Annotated in this window: 9 protein-coding genes; 4 read left to right on the top strand and 5 right to left on the bottom strand. The window is 61.0% G+C overall.

What is annotated here, in order from left to right; all coding sequences use genetic code 11:
* Window positions 1-331: 331 nt before the first annotated feature.
* From BMX55_RS13620 to BMX55_RS13605, 4 genes are all read right to left on the bottom strand, one after another.
* The gene (locus tag BMX55_RS13620) at window positions 332-1,390 is read right to left on the bottom strand and encodes an FAD-binding oxidoreductase (protein WP_218144506.1); all 1,059 of its coding nucleotides are present in this window, start codon (window positions 1,388-1,390) and stop codon (window positions 332-334) included.
* Window positions 1,391-1,532: 142 nt separating this feature from the next.
* Window positions 1,533-2,969 carry a LutB/LldF family L-lactate oxidation iron-sulfur protein gene (locus BMX55_RS13615; RefSeq protein WP_218144505.1) on the bottom strand — a complete coding sequence of 479 codons (1,437 nt, stop codon included), beginning with the start codon at window positions 2,967-2,969 and terminating at the stop codon, window positions 1,533-1,535.
* Window positions 2,966-3,640: a LutC/YkgG family protein gene (locus BMX55_RS13610; protein WP_091458618.1), complete on the bottom strand. Its 675-nt coding sequence runs from the start codon at window positions 3,638-3,640 to the stop codon at window positions 2,966-2,968. The genes BMX55_RS13615 and BMX55_RS13610 overlap by 4 nt, the downstream gene beginning before the upstream one ends.
* Window positions 3,637-4,458: a (Fe-S)-binding protein gene (locus tag BMX55_RS13605; RefSeq protein WP_091458616.1), complete on the bottom strand. Its 822-nt coding sequence runs from the start codon at window positions 4,456-4,458 to the stop codon at window positions 3,637-3,639. The genes BMX55_RS13610 and BMX55_RS13605 overlap by 4 nt, the downstream gene beginning before the upstream one ends.
* Window positions 4,459-4,724: 266 nt before the next feature.
* Here BMX55_RS13605 and BMX55_RS13600 point away from each other — a divergent pair, with 266 nt between their 5' ends.
* The 4 genes from BMX55_RS13600 (at window position 4,725) to BMX55_RS13585 (ending at window position 8,410) form a co-directional block, all read left to right on the top strand.
* Window positions 4,725-5,501: a GntR family transcriptional regulator gene (locus tag BMX55_RS13600; protein ID WP_091458614.1), complete on the top strand. Its 777-nt coding sequence runs from the start codon at window positions 4,725-4,727 to the stop codon at window positions 5,499-5,501.
* A gap of 77 nt (window positions 5,502-5,578) precedes the next feature.
* Window positions 5,579-6,823 (top strand): BaiN/RdsA family NAD(P)/FAD-dependent oxidoreductase, encoded by a 1,245-nt coding sequence (locus tag BMX55_RS13595; RefSeq protein ID WP_245751459.1) that lies wholly within the window; start codon window positions 5,579-5,581, stop codon window positions 6,821-6,823.
* A gap of 15 nt (window positions 6,824-6,838) precedes the next feature.
* A complete protein-coding gene (locus BMX55_RS13590) occupies window positions 6,839-7,648 on the top strand; it encodes a helix-turn-helix transcriptional regulator (RefSeq protein WP_091458611.1) in 810 nt (269 codons plus the stop codon).
* A gap of 204 nt (window positions 7,649-7,852) precedes the next feature.
* On the top strand, window positions 7,853-8,410 hold the full coding sequence (locus tag BMX55_RS13585) for a YbhB/YbcL family Raf kinase inhibitor-like protein (protein ID WP_091458610.1): 558 nt from the start codon (window positions 7,853-7,855) through the stop codon (window positions 8,408-8,410).
* 13 nt (window positions 8,411-8,423) lie between these two features.
* Here the strand turns inward: BMX55_RS13585 and uvrA are convergent, their stop codons facing one another.
* On the bottom strand, window positions 8,424-14,162 hold the full coding sequence (gene uvrA / locus BMX55_RS13580; RefSeq protein ID WP_091458609.1) for an excinuclease ABC subunit UvrA: 5,739 nt from the start codon (window positions 14,160-14,162) through the stop codon (window positions 8,424-8,426).
* Between the last annotated feature and the right edge of the window lie 101 nt (window positions 14,163-14,263).

Raw genomic sequence — 14,263 nt, 5'->3', positions numbered from 1 at the left:
TAGCCAAGAATCATGGATCGTCCAACTGGTGCGTTGAAATTTATTGTAGACGGATGTTGATAAATGGAAAGGGTTTTTGGACGATCTAGAGGCTGATTTCGCAGCATCAGCCTGATCAGGGTCAACCGTCCAGAAATCGAAGGTTTGCTGGATGGTGCCCAAGCCCGGTCAGTTGCACTTAATGTTGGCCGGCGGCCATGCAATGCAGGCCTGCACCGTCAAACGCAAGTTCAGTTGCACTTAATGCTGGCCTGAGGGCGCTGATAGACGCAGTTAATGTTGGCCCAAAAATGCGCTGAATGCAGGCCTGACGCTTTTCAAATGCAAGTCCCTACAGGTAGGCCGCCAACTCTTGCAACACGGCATCCATGCGCTGTTGCAAATCTTCTGCCGAGGGCGCACGGGTTTCGATCAGCAGTGCGGTAGCCCCTTCGGGCAAGGTTGCCAACAGCGGCGGCATTCCCGGTTTGTCGGCCACACAACGCAGCGAGGCCCGATCTAACAGTTCCACCGCATCCACAGGCCGGGTTTTCAGGCCAATCACGGCGCGGCAGGCGCTTTCCATGTCGTGAAAGAATGCCAGTACGCTGGCCTTGTGCGCATACTCTGGCACCGTGTGGTACGTGATACGGGAGATAAAGCCCAGTGTGCCCTCAGAGCCAATCATCAGGTGGACCAAAATAGCCACTGGGTCGTGGTAATCAACCAAGGCATTGAGGCTGTAGCCCGTGGTGTTCTTGATTTTGTACTTGGCACGGATGCGTGCGCTCAAGGCGGCATCAGCGCGCACCCCGGCGGCCAACACATCCAGCCGCTCCAGCAAGGCGCGGTGGCTTTGGCGAAAAGCGGCCACGCTGTGGGCATCGCCGGTATCGAGCACCGTGCCATCGGCCAGCATCACGCGCAGCGCCGCCAGCGTGTGGTAGCTGTTCTGCGCCGTGCCGCAGCACATGCCAGAGCTGTTGTTGGCCGCCATGCCACCAATCTTGGCGGCATTGATGGAGGCCGGATCGGGGCCAATTTTGCGCCCCAGCGGAGCCAAACGGCGGTTCACTTCTGCCCCTACGATGGCCGGGCCAAGCTGCACGGTGGCGCCATCGGGGCTGATCTCACAGGTGGCCAACCCCTCGCCCAGCAACACCAACACGCCATCCGTTACTGCCTGACCGCACAGGCTGGTGCCTGCCGCACGAAAGGTGACGGGACGCTGGTGGGCGCGGGCGATGTCCATCACGGCGCGCACTTCATCCTCGGTTTGCACCACCGTGACCACCTCAGGAATCAAACGGTAAAAGCTGCCATCGGTGCCATAGGCCAAGCGGCGCAGTTCATCGGTAATCACGCGCTCGGCGGGCAGGCGCTGGCGCAGGGTGTCAAAAAGCGTGGACACAGGGGTGCTCCTCCCGGTAAAGGGATTGATAGGGTGGCAGGGGAAAAATCGGCCCTCTCCGCCCCCTAGGACAGGGGCAGAAGAGCGCCGTAGGCATTCAGGGCAGGCGGGTTACAGGGGCCGCCACAACGGGCGGACAGCGTTATCGTCGCTCTCGGAGCATGTCTCTTAGCCTTCGTGGTGCTGGTTGCAAGGGGGTGCGCGCTGCCGTCCAGCCGCTTTGTTGGCGCGGCGTCAGAACGCGAAAGCGCGTAGCCAGCCAACTGAACGCGCGGTAGGCGCTGGGGTGGCTGTACACCCGCGCCCACATCCGCCAAGCAAAGCTGATCTTTGGGTCGTAGCCCGCGCCTTGGCCCACCATGGCGGGCTGGGCATGGGGGGCGCTTTGGGCTTCGCTGCGCAGGCGCATCAGCAATTCAGGAATCGGAATCTTGACTGGGCAGACCTCGCCACAAGCACCGCACAGGCTAGAGGCCGTGGGCAGCAGGTGGGTTTGTTCCAACCCCATCATGTGTGGCGAGATGATCTGGCCGATGGGGCCGGGGTAGGTGGTGCCGTAGGCATGGCCGCCAATGCGGGTGTATACCGGGCAGTGGTTCATGCAGGCACCGCAGCGGATACATTGCAGCGTTTTGCGCAATTGCTCATCAGCATAGGCTTGGCTGCGGCCATTGTCCAGCAGCACCAAATGCACCTCTTCTGGGCCATCTTTTTCGCCGGGGCGGCGCGGGCCAGAAATCAAGTTGAAGTAGGTCGATACCGCTTGCCCCGTAGCCGAGCGCGTCAGGATCGAATACAGCGGTGCCACGTGCTCCAGCTTTTCGACAATCTTTTCGATGCCGGTGATGGCAATATGCACCTTGGGCACGGTGGTACACATGCGGCCATTGCCTTCGTTCTCGACCAAGCACAAGGTGCCAGTTTCGGCCACCGCAAAGTTCACGCCCGACAGGCCAATCTCGGCCTGCTCAAACTTTTCGCGCAGCACGCGGCGGCCAATTTGGATCAGCGTGTCCACGTTGTCGGTGTAATCCACGCCCGGAATGTGCTCGGCAAACAGCTTGGCAATTTGCTGTTTGGTTTGGTGGATGGCGGGCATGATGATGTGCGAGGGCTTCTCTCCGGCCAGTTGCACGATGTATTCGCCCATGTCCGATTCGAGCGCGCCAATGCCTGCGGCTTCCATGGCGTGGTTGAACTCGATCTCCTCGCTCACCATCGACTTGCCCTTGACGACCAACTTGGCCGCGTGCTGGTGGGCAATGCCGAGCATGATGGCGTTGGCCTCTTCGGGGGTTTCGGCCCAATGCACTTTCACGCCGTTGCGCGTCAGGTTGGCCTCCAACTGCTCCAGCAGATCGGGCAACTTAGACAAGCTGTACTGGCGGATGCGCTCTGACAGGCTGCGCAGCGATTCCAACTCTGCCGGGTCAGGAAACTGCGCCGCCCGCTTGGTCATCAAAAAATCCATCGCGCCCCGAAAGCTCTGGCGCAGGTGGGCGTTGTTGACTGCACCGTGCATGCGCTCGCGCAGGGCTTGGGCCGAGACAAAGGCGATGGGCTGGGGTTGGGTGCTCATAGTGCCTCTCCTTCGGTATGGGTGACGATCACCACCAGCTCTTTGGGGCCGTGGGCACCATAGGCCAAGGTTTGCTGGATGTCGGCGGTCTTGGACGGGCCAGAAATCAGCAAAGCATTGGTGGGCAGGCCCGCCGCCCAGCGCTCGGCGCGCAACGCGTCAAAGAAAGTGGGGTGGATGGTGCGCGCATCCAACAACGCAAAGTGGATCGGTGGCACCAGCGACAGGGTGCGCGGCTCTGCCTCTGAGGCCCAAACAATCAGGCTGCCGGTCTCGGCGATGGCCCCACGGGCTTGGGTAAATCCAGCATCGACGCGGTGGAACAAATCGGCTTTCAGGTCTTCAAACTGGCCCACCCACGGGCGCAGCGTGGTTTGCCCCACACCATCCGTTTGCAGACGGCGGCCCGCCGGAGTGTCGGCACCATACATCAGCGTGCCTACTTGCTTTTGCGCGCACAACTGGGCCAACAGCGCAGGCCAATCAGCCTCGGTGCTCAGGTGGACTTGGGCTTGAAAGCCCTCAATGCCCGCACGAAAACGCACCAGCCGCTCTGCGATGGACTCGCCACGGGCGCGGGGGGCGTAATGGGCGTCCAAGTCGGGCAGAGATGGGGGCGGCGCTGGCTGATGGGCGCGCAACTTGGCCAAAATACGGTCGCGGGCGCTCATCGCTGCTCTCCAGCAGGCTGGCCGCCCAAACGGCGTAGCAAAAAGGTAGCCAAATGCTCACCTTGCAAGGAGGGCTTGCCAGCGCCAGCGTTCTGGTCTTGCCATGCAGCGTGCCGGGTGATGTTGAGCATACAGCCACAATCGGCTGTCACCATTTGCTGCGCGCCGGTGGCCTTGAGGGCCGCCACCTTGTCACTGACCATTGCCGTGGACACATCTGGGTGCTTGAGCGAGAAGGTGCCGCCAAAACCGCAGCATTCGGATTCATGGTCGTGGTGGGCCAGCGTGACATTGCCCAGCCGGGCCAATAGTTCACTGCCTGCCAAATGGGTGCCCATTTCGCGCCGGGCAGAGCACGAGGTATGCAGGGTGACGGTGGTGGCTGGGCCTTGGTCGGGGCGGTTGAAACCCACGACATGGAGCAGAAACTCGGCCAGCTCATAGGTGCGCGCAGCAATGGCAGCGGCTTTGGCTTTAAGGGCCGGATCGTCGGCCACCACTTTTTCCCAGTGCCAGCGGATCATGCCGCCGCAGGAGCCTGAAGGCACCACGATGGGATAGTCACCCGGAAACAAATCCAACTGCGACGCCACCACCTGCCGCGCCTCACCCGGAAAACCACTGGTCAAGGCCGGTTGACCGCAGCAGGTTTGGTTGTCTGGAAAAATCACCCGGATGCCCTCCTGCTCTAGCAGGGTGATGGCATCCAGCCCGGCTTCAGGCACCAACATATCCACCAAACAGGTGCCATAAAAGTACACCGCCTGTGGGCGGGGCGGATAGCTGCGCGCAGACGCGCCGGTTGCGGGGTGACTCATTTGTGCTCCTGTCCGGGTGACCCCCCGGTGTGTATTGCGTGACGCAGACACTGTATTTATAGACTGCTTGGTAAATTGGTAAGACCAATTGACTGTGTGCAGCAAAATTTACCTAGGAACTTTGTGAAAGTCAATCCACCCCAGCCGTAAATATGCTAATTTTGGGTAAAAACAAGGGTAAACCTGTAGTTTTACCCCATTTTTAGCCCTGTTGATACCAAAGGGAGTTGTAAAATTTTGGTCAGACCAATTTCTTCATGCTTGTTATGGCCACTGGCAAACTCGTCGTACAGCGACTCTCCGACACCATCGTTCACGAACTAGAACGCCGCATCTTGGACGGTGCCTTAAAACCCGGTGATCGCCTGCCACCAGAACGGGAGCTGTGTGTGGAGTTGGGCGTCTCCCGCCCCTCGCTGCGCGAGGCAATCCAAAAATTGGTGTCTAAAGGGATGCTGTTCAGCCGCCAAGGTGGCGGCACCTACGTTACCGACCAGCTCGATGCCGGTTTTACCGACCCTTGGCACAACATGCTGGCCCAACACCCCAAGCTCCAAGATGACCTGCTAGAGTTTCGTGGCATGTTAGAAAAAGAAGCCGCTCGCCTAGCGGCCCGGCGGGCCACCGATGCCGACCGGCAACGCATTGGCGAAGCTTATGCCCGGGTCGATGCATTGTTTGCCCAAGGCACTTCTACCGCCGTGCTAGCCCAACAGGTCAAGGCCGACTTGGCTTTTCACCAAGCTGTGGCCGAGGCGGCCCACAATGCGATGATCGGCCACCTCACCGCCAGCCTGCTCAAGGTGATTAACGACCACATCGACCGCAACCTGCGCCACCTGCGCCGCAATGAAGAAGACTGGGGCCGCCTGCGTGAACAGCACCGCGCCGTCTGGGAAGCCATCCGCGATGCCGACCCCGCCGCTGCCGTGCGAGCCGTAGAGGGTCATATCGCCTTTGTCCATGAAAGCATGAAAGCCCGCGCACTGCATGAAGAGCGCGAACACCGGGCGCGGGGAGTGGGTGGCGATACCGAAGGGTAAACAAGCGCCCATACAGCCGCCCGCCATCGGCTAACCTCACGGCCCTATCTTGTTCTTCTCTGGCCTTGGAGCACCTTTTGAGCCTTACCTTTGACGCCATCATCCTTGGGGCCGGTGCCGCCGGTCTGTTTTGTGCCGCCCAAGCGGGCCAACGCGGCCTGAAGGTGCTGCTGATCGACCATGCCGATCGCGTGGCGGAAAAAATCCGTATCTCTGGTGGCGGACGCTGCAACTTCACCAACCGCGATTTGGATGTGCGTGCCCCACACAAGCATTTTGTCGGCCAAAACCCGCAGTTTTGCCGCTCGGCGCTGTCGCGCTACACGCCGCAAGACTTTATCGCGCTGTTGCAAAAGCACAGCATCCCATTTCATGAAAAGCACAAGGGCCAACTGTTTTGCGACCGCTCGGCTGAAGACATCATCCAGATGCTGCTGGCCGAATGTGCTGCTGGGCAGGTGCAGCGCTGGCAGCCGTGTAAGGTGCAAAAAATCAGTTTTGTCGCCTCAACATCTGGCGGCAGCTACCAGTTGGAGACCAGCCAAGGCTTGGTGCAAGCCCCCAGCTTGGTGGTGGCTACGGGCGGGCTGTCCATCCCCAAAATTGGGGCTACCGATATAGGCTATCGGCTGGCGCAACAGTTTGATATGGCCTTGGTAGAACGCCGCCCTGGCTTGGTACCACTCACCTTTGATGGCGCAGACTGGGCACCCTACGCCCAATTGTCTGGGCTGGCCTTGCCCGTGACCATCAGCACCGGTAGCAAAAAAGCCCAAATGGCCTTTGATGAAGATTTGCTCTTTACCCACCGGGGCTTGTCTGGCCCAGCGGTGTTGCAAATTTCCAGCTACTGGCAAGAAGGCACGCCACTGTCGCTCAATTTAGCGCCCACCGTGGATTTGCCCACGGCGCTGGCACAGGCCAAGCTGCGCTCGCGCAAACTGATTGCCAATGAACTATCCACGCTGGTGCCCAGCCGCTTGGCCGATGCTTGGGCCAGCCAAGAGGCTGATTGGCAGCGCCCCATTGCCGAAGCCGCCGACAAAGCCTTGGCCCGGCTGGCCGAGCGCCTGAGCCGCTGGCAACTCACACCCACCGGCACCGAAGGCTACAAAAAGGCCGAAGTCACGCTGGGCGGCATCGACACCAAAGCCCTATCGCAACAAACGATGGAGGCCAAAGCACAGCCGGGGTTGTATTTTGTGGGCGAGGTGGTGGACATTACCGGCTGGCTGGGCGGCTACAACTTCCAGTGGGCTTGGGCCAGCGCTGCCGCCTGCGCGCAGGGACTGGCCGAACGGGCGCAATCTTTGGCCGTTTGAAACACCATCACGCGCATGGAACTGTTTCACAGCGCACGGGTGGTTGCCACCAGCACCTACACCCTCAAAACGCTCTCTGTCCGTACAGATCTTTTGGTGGTGGTATGCCGGGGCCTCAAGCATTTGCACATACCCGGCACCACGCTCTATGCTGGTACGGGCCAAGGCGTCGTTCTGGCACAGGGTACTCAGTGGGACGTGACCAATGACCCACAAGGAAGCCCCGAATACCAAGCCATCGCTCTGGCCTTTCCGGATGCGCTGCTACAAGAACTCAATGCGCTTGAAGGCAGCACGTCCATTCCTGTGATGCACTCGGCCCATGTGCTGACCGTAGATGAGGAATTGCTGTCGGCCATGCAACGCACCTTGCCGCCGGTATCAGCCCGCCCTATGGGCGACTCTTTGCTGCGCCATCGCACGATGGAAGTGCTGTTGCTACTGGCCCAAAGGGGGGTGCGGTTTGCGGGCCAGTATGAAGTCTCTTGGGCAGACAAGGTCAGGCGCTTGGTAGCCCAACGACCGCACGCCGATTGGGACGTACCCACGCTGGCCACAGCGTTTCACATCAGTGAATCCACCCTGAGACGACGCCTGAATGGCAGTGGCACCACGCTGGCCGCCTTGGTCAAAGAAGTGCGCTTGGAGCTGGCCTTGAACATGCTGCAAACCACACGGCTGTCGATAGGCGAAGTGGCCCAGCTTTGTGGGTGGCAATCCCACAGTCGTTTCAGTGCAGCCTTTCTGGAGCGTTGGGGCGTGCCACCTTCCGTAGTGCGCGCCAGATTGAAAGACGATGCACAAAAGCTGACAGAAAGCGGCTAACGCACAACCCCATCGGGCGGGCACCATGGCGCTACACCATCACCACGACAGGTTCTGTGTATGCACCACGATCACATACCCACGGTTGTGCGAGCAGCCGATAGGCCCGCCCGCCCGCCACAAAGCGTCCAACGGCGCTAGGGCTTTTTTCCACACAGACGGGCTGTCGTATTGAACCTCTTTTCTGTAAGGAAAACCCTTCCAATGAAACTTCACTTTCACACCCTCTGTGCTGCCCTGTTATTGGCCTCGTTGAGCACGGCACGGGCAGACGATTTCTCTCTGCGCAGTCCCACATTTCAGGCAGAAAAGTCTCTGCCCCATGCCCATGTGTACAACGGCTTTGGTTGCTCTGGCGGCAACCGTTCACCCGCCCTGCAATGGCAGAACGCACCGGCTGGCACCAAAAGCTTTGCCATCACCTTGTACGACCCAGATGCCCCTACCGGCTCAGGCTGGTGGCATTGGGTGGTGTACAACATACCGGCGCAAGTGCAAGCTTTGCCTGAAGACGCGGGCAACGCCAAAGGTCAGGGCTTGCCCGTTGGAGCCATGCAAGGTCGCACCGACTTTGGTACCCCCGGTTTTGGCGGCGCGTGTCCACCCGCAGGTACGGGAGCGCACCGCTATGTGATGACCGTCCATGCGCTGAAGGTAGAGCAACTGCCCGTGCCAGCCGACGCTTCCCCGGCCATGGTTGGGTTCATGATTCACATGAACCGCCTAGGGTCTGCTGTGCTGCAATCGAGCTACGGACGTTGATCTTTATCTTGATCTAGGAACGCGCCAGCACCGAGGCCAATGCCTGCCCGGTGTGCGTACCGGCCTGCACCAAGGCCTCCGGCGTGCCCACGGCCACCATGCGGCCCCCGGCATCGCCGCCTTCTGGCCCCAAGTCCAGCACCCAGTCGGCTTCGGCAATCACATCCAAATCGTGTTCAATCACGATCACACTGTGGCCGCCATCCACCAGCCGGTGCAACACCCGGATCAGCCGATCCACGTCGGCCATGTGCAGGCCCACGGTCGGCTCGTCCAGCACATACAGCGTGTGGGGCGCTTTTTGGCCCCGGCGGGTGATGTCGTCGCGCACCTTGGTCAACTCGGTGACCAACTTGATGCGCTGGGCTTCGCCGCCACTCAGGGTGGGCGAGGGCTGGCCCAAGGTCAGGTAGCCCAAGCCCACGTCTTGCAGCAATTGCAGCGGGTGGGCAATGGCAGGCATGGAGGCAAAAAAGCCCACCGCCTCGTCCACTTCCATGCGCAGCACTTCACCAATGTGCTTGCCACGCCATGTCACGGCCAGCGTTTCGGGGTTAAAGCGGGCACCGTGGCACACCTCGCAAGGCACCTTCACATCGGGAAGAAAGCTCATGGCAATGGTGCGGATGCCTGCGCCTTCGCAACTGGGGCAGCGGCCCGCGCCGGTGTTAAAACTAAAGCGCCCGGCGCTGTAGCCACGCGCTTGGGCCTCTAGCGTTTGGGCAAACAGTTTGCGGATGTTGTCCCAAAAGCCAATATAGGTGGCCGGGCAGGAACGCGGCGTCTTGCCAATCGGCGTTTGATCGACCTCCAGCACGCGGCTGATGCTGTCAAACCCTTGCAAGCCGGTGCAGCCGTGCAAGGGTGGCGCTTGGCCTGCATCCATCGCTTGCCTGCCCGCATAGGTGCTGCGCTGTTGCACCCACGCGGCCACATTGGCCAGCAGCACATCCCGCGCTAAGGTGGATTTGCCCGAACCACTCACCCCTGTCACGGCCACCAGCCGGTGTAGAGGCACGCGGGCGGTGATCTGCTGCAAATTGTGCAGAGATGCACCGTGCACAGTGAGCCAAGCCGTGTCTGGGGTGTCGTCAATAGTGCGGCGCGCTTGCAGCGGGTGGCGCATAGCGTGCAACAGGTAGCGGCCGGTTTGCGAATCTGGCGCGGCGGTCAGGTCGGCCACGCTGCCTTGGGCCACCAATTGCCCGCCGCGCTGACCTGCACCGGGGCCGATGTCGATCAGATGATCGGCACGGCGGATCGTGTCTTCGTCGTGCTCCACCACCACCAGCGTATTGCCCTTGTCGCCCAACTTTTGCAGGGCATTGAGCAGGATATGGTTGTCACGGGGGTGCAGGCCGATGGTCGGCTCGTCCAGCACATAGCACACGCCTTGCAAATTGCTGCCCAGTTGCGCCGCCAGCCGAATGCGCTGCGCCTCACCACCTGAGAGCGTGGGCGCGCCCCGGTCTAGCGTCAAATAGCCCAAGCCCACTTCTTGCAAAAACTCCAAGCGGCTGCGGATTTCTGGGATCAGGTCACGGGCAATGCCCGTTTCGCGCTCACTCAGCGTCAGGCTACCAAGCCAATGGTGGATGTGGCCAATGGGCAACCGGGCCACCTCGGTGATGCTGTGGCCGCCAAAGCGCACAGCGCGTGCCGTAGCGTTCAAGCGCGTGCCTTCGCAATGCGGGCAAGGGGTATCGGCCACATCGTCCATGTCGGGCTCGGCAAAGGTTTGCTCGCGGCCTTTGTCCTTGTCGTCGCGCACCGAGTCGTCCAACGCCTTGCGCTGCGCCGCTGTCAATTGCACCCCCGTACCGACGCAATGCGGGCACCAGCCATGCTTGCTGTTGTAGCTGAACAGGGACGGTTGTAGTTCGGCATAGCTGGTGGCGCACACCGGGCAGGCGCGCAGGGTGGAGTACACCTGCAAACGCCCAATGCCAGCGGTGCTGCTGCCCGCCTGCATAGCTTCAAGCAGACCATGCAAATCGCTCAACACATGCACCACACCCTTACCATGCTCCAGCGCCCGCGCTAGGGCGGTGCGCAACAGGGCTTCTTGCTCTGGGGCCACATCCAAACTGAGCACTGGCAGCTCGATGGTGTGTTCTTTAAAGCGGTCTAGACGCGGAAAGCCCGTGGTCGGCAAAAACTCCCCATCCACGCGCAGATGGGTGTAGCCGCGCTGGCGCGCCCAATCGGCCAACTCGGTATAAACGCCCTTGCGGTTGACCACCAACGGAGCCAGCACACCAATGTGCTGGCCGCGAAACTCCGTCAGCCACTGCGCCGCGATGCGGTCAATCGTTTGCGGCTGCACCGGGGTAGCGTCGTGAATACAGTGCTGCACCCCCAGCTTGACATAGAGCAAGCGCAGAAAATGCCACACCTCGGTAGCCGTGCCCACCGTCGATTTGCGCCCGCCCCGTGACAAGCGCTGCTCAATCGCCACCGTGGGTGCAATGCCATACACGGCATCCACTTCGGGCCGCCCAGCAGGCTGCACGATGCTGCGCGCATAAGCGTTGAGCGACTCCAAATAACGGCGCTGGCCCTCGTTGAACAAAATATCAAACGCCAGCGTCGATTTGCCCGAACCGCTGACGCCGGTAATCACATTGAAGCGCCCGCGAGGAATATCCACCGACAAGCCCTTCAGGTTGTGTTCTTTGGCATTAACGATCTGGATGCACTCAGGCGCTGAAGGCTGGCGGCTGGCGCTGGCGGGCTGGCCCCAGTGGGGTTGGGACTCTTGCACACTCAAAGGCAGCACGCCCAACGCCTGCGCATAGTCGCGCAGCGCCGCGCCGGTGTGGGAGGTGGGGTGCTGGCGCAACTCGTGCGGGGTACCTTCGGCCACGATCTGACCGCCACCATCGCCGCCTTCTGGGCCAAGGTCAATCAGCCAATCGCTGGCGCGAATCACGTCCAAATTGTGTTCAATCACCACCAGCGAATGCCCGACATCCACCAACTGACGCAATGCCCGCATCAACTTAGCAATATCGTCAAAATGCAGGCCGGTGGTCGGCTCGTCCAACAAAAACAGCGTGCCCTTGCGTGCCAGCGGCTGGCGTGATTTGCTGGCCGTGCGCCCCGCTTCGGCCAGATGGCCCGCCAGTTTGAGCCGCTGCGCCTCACCGCCCGACAAGGTGGGCACCGGCTGGCCCAAGCGGATGTATTCCAACCCGACATCCAACAGCGGGCGCAGCCCCGCCATCACGGCATGGTCTTGGGCAAACAGCACGGCGGCCTCGCTGACCGTCAGCGCCAGCACATCGGCCACGCTCATCACCACAGTTTCCAAAGCCTCAGGGGCAGACCCTGATGGCACGGGGCGGGTGCGCTCTAGCGTGACTTCCAAAATTTCGGGGCGATAGCGCTGGCCATGGCAATCGGGGCAGCGCAGATAGACATCGCTGAGAAACTGCATCTCGACGTGCTCAAAACCGGAGCCGCCACAGGTCGGGCAGCGCCCATCACCACTGTTAAAGCTGAACTTGGCAGCGGTATAACCGCGCTGGCGCGACACCGGCGTGGTGGCGAACAATTCGCGCACTGCATCCCAAGCCCCGACATAACTGACCGGATTGGAGCGCGCCGTTTTGCCCATCGGCGACTGATCGACAAACACCACGCTACTGAGGTGCTCTGCGCCCAAGAGCCGGTCGTGGGTACCGGGGGCCTCGGTGGCAAGACCAAAGTGGCGCAACAGCGCCGGAGCCAACACGTTTTGGATCAGCGTCGATTTGCCGGAGCCGCTCACCCCAGTCACCGTGACCAAGCGTTGCAGCGGAAAACCCACCGTCAGGTTTTGCAGATTGTGGGCGCGCACGCCTTCTAGCAGCAGGCGCGGCGTAGCATCGTTCACTGGGCGCACAAAACCCATGCCAATGTGCTTGCGTCCGCCCAAATACTGGCCGGTCAGGGTGTCGGCGTGGCGCAAGGCATCGGTGCTGCCATCAAACACGATCTGGCCGCCGCGCTCGCCGGGGCCTGGCCCCATATCGATGATGCGGTCGGCGGCCAGCATCACCGCCGGGTCGTGCTCTACCACCACCAGCGTATTGCCTGCATCGCGCAGGCGCAGCATGGCTTCGGTGATGCGGTGCATATCACGCGGGTGCAGGCCAATGCTAGGCTCATCCAGCACAAACAGCGTATTGACCAACGAGGTGCCCAGCGCCGTGGTCAGGTTGATGCGCTGCACCTCACCGCCGCTTAAAGTGCGGCTTTGCCGGTCTAGCGTCAGGTAGCCAATGCCCACATCGCATAGGTACTTGAGCCGGGTGCTGATTTCCGTGTGCAGCAAGCGCAGGGCTTGGGCATCACCGCCTTGGCCGGTGGTAGCCAGCCGGTCAAAGAATTGCCGCAACCGGGCAATGGGCAGCCGCATCAAGTCATGCAGGCACAGCCCCTGCAAGGCTTCCAATTGGGCGCGGGTCCACGCCACGCCGACTGGCAAAAAGCGCTGAGCTGGCTGCAACACGGCAGCGGCATCTTCTTGGCTGCCAATGCGCCAGAGCAGGCTCTCGGTTTTCAGGCGCGCACCGGCACAGTGCGGGCATTCGGTATAGCTGCGGTATTTGGACAGCAGCACCCGGATGTGCATTTTGTAGGCTTTGCTCTCCAGATAAACAAAGAAGCGCTGAATGCCGTACCACTGTTGCTGCCATTTGCCGTTCCAGCGCGGCGAGCCTTGCAACACCCAGTGCTGTTGTTCTGGCGTGAGCAAATTCCAAGGCGTATCGCGGGGGATGCCTTCGGTCTCGGCATGGCGCATCAGGTCGTCTTGCACCTCTTTCCACGCCGGGGTCTGGATCACTTTGATACAACCCTCGCGCAGGGTGCGTTTGCCGTCCGGAATCACCAGCCCCCAATCGACGCCAATCACCCGGCCAAAGCCCCGGCAAGTTTCGCAGGCCCCCACCGCTGAATTGAACGAAAACGCCGAGGGTATCGGCTCGCTGTAGCGCAAGTCACTGTCGGGGCAATGCAGCCCGGTAGAAAAGCGCCACAGTTGGGCCTCTTGCCCCTCGGCCAACACATACACTTGCAGCCGCCCGCTGCCGCGTTGCAGCGCCGTTTCAATCGCATCCATCGCACGGGCCTTGTCCACCGTGCCGATACGAAAACGATCCGCCACCACATCCAGCACTTGGCGCGGCCCATTCGGGGTTTCAACACTGCGTTGCGCCTGCACTTTGGTAAAGCCGCTGGCAAGCAGCCACTGCTGCACCTGCTCGGCGCTGGTATCTGCTGGCAGCTCTACCGCAAAGGTCAGCACCAGCCGGGGGTCGGCGGCCACCGCGCTGCGCTGCTGCAACTGGGCGTAAATGCTCTCTGGGCTGTCGTGGCGCACCGGCTGCGCCGTCTGGCGGTCAAACAACTGCCCAGCACGCGCCAGCAGCAGTTTGAGGTGGTCGTTTAGCTCGGTCATCGTGCCCACGGTAGAGCGTGAACTGCGCACCGGATTAGTCTGGTCGATGGCAATGGCCGGTGGCACACCCTCGATAGAGTCCACAGCGGGCTTGTCCATGCGCTCTAAAAACTGACGGGCATAGGCGCTAAAAGTCTCTACATAGCGGCGTTGGCCCTCGACATACAAGGTATCGAACACCAAGCTCGATTTACCCGACCCACTGGGGCCAGTCACCACCGTCAGCTCTCCCGTGCGAATGTCCAGATCCAAGTTTTGCAGGTTGTGCTGGCGAGCGCCACGAATACGGATCAGGCCATCGCTCATGAAGAATCTTTCAGAAAAAAGGAAACACCCCAAAACCTGCTGATGGTGCCTTAAACCACCAACAAGCGCAGCCCACCACCACTTGGCAGGGCAAAACCTAG

The organism is Giesbergeria anulus, from assembly GCF_900111115.1.
GTDB lineage: Bacteria > Pseudomonadota > Gammaproteobacteria > Burkholderiales > Burkholderiaceae_C > Simplicispira > Simplicispira anulus.
The sequence above is the reverse complement of the archived record's forward strand: the minus strand, read 5'-3'. Positions and strand labels throughout refer to the sequence as shown.

Coding starts and splice junctions, on each gene's coding strand:
- uvrA (WP_091458609.1), bottom strand. CDS start 14,162: ATGAGCGATGGCCTGATCCGTATTCGTGGCGCTCGCCAGCACAACCTG.
- BMX55_RS13615 (WP_218144505.1), bottom strand. CDS start 2,969: ATGAGCACCCAACCCCAGCCCATCGCCTTTGTCTCGGCCCAAGCCCTG.
- BMX55_RS13610 (WP_091458618.1), bottom strand. CDS start 3,640: ATGAGCGCCCGCGACCGTATTTTGGCCAAGTTGCGCGCCCATCAGCCA.
- BMX55_RS13590 (WP_091458611.1), top strand. CDS start 6,839: ATGGAACTGTTTCACAGCGCACGGGTGGTTGCCACCAGCACCTACACC.
- BMX55_RS13585 (WP_091458610.1), top strand. CDS start 7,853: ATGAAACTTCACTTTCACACCCTCTGTGCTGCCCTGTTATTGGCCTCG.
- BMX55_RS13600 (WP_091458614.1), top strand. CDS start 4,725: ATGGCCACTGGCAAACTCGTCGTACAGCGACTCTCCGACACCATCGTT.
- BMX55_RS13605 (WP_091458616.1), bottom strand. CDS start 4,458: ATGAGTCACCCCGCAACCGGCGCGTCTGCGCGCAGCTATCCGCCCCGC.